This is a genomic window from Acinetobacter harbinensis, assembly GCF_000816495.1.
Classification (GTDB): Bacteria; Pseudomonadota; Gammaproteobacteria; order Pseudomonadales; family Moraxellaceae; genus Acinetobacter; species Acinetobacter harbinensis.
In genome coordinates this window covers 2,567,620-2,567,839 of record NZ_JXBK01000001.1, presented here as the reverse complement: position 1 = coordinate 2,567,839, position 220 = coordinate 2,567,620, and the positions used below count along the sequence as shown (strand labels likewise).

The following is a 220-nucleotide window of genomic DNA, read 5'->3' as shown; positions in this document are numbered from 1 at the left end:
AATTGTTGTAAAAGGTGGCTAGAATGTGTATTTATAATAATGTTATTAAAATTATATAAATATAAAGGTGGTAATTGTACATAAGAATAATTAGAAATGTTATCTTTATCTTTTGGGTTGTAAACTAAGCTCACATCTTCTGGCTGAAAACAATATAATTGAAAGTCATCTAAGTTATCTAACCAAATTATTTTTTTAATTTCAAGTCGCTTTAACCATT

The 220-nt window shown here is 24.1% G+C and carries 1 pseudogene; it reads right to left on the bottom strand.

Annotated features, from left to right (window positions below):
* A pseudogene (locus tag SE27_RS14525) lies at positions 1-220 on the bottom strand (glycosyltransferase family 61 protein); the annotation flags it as partial.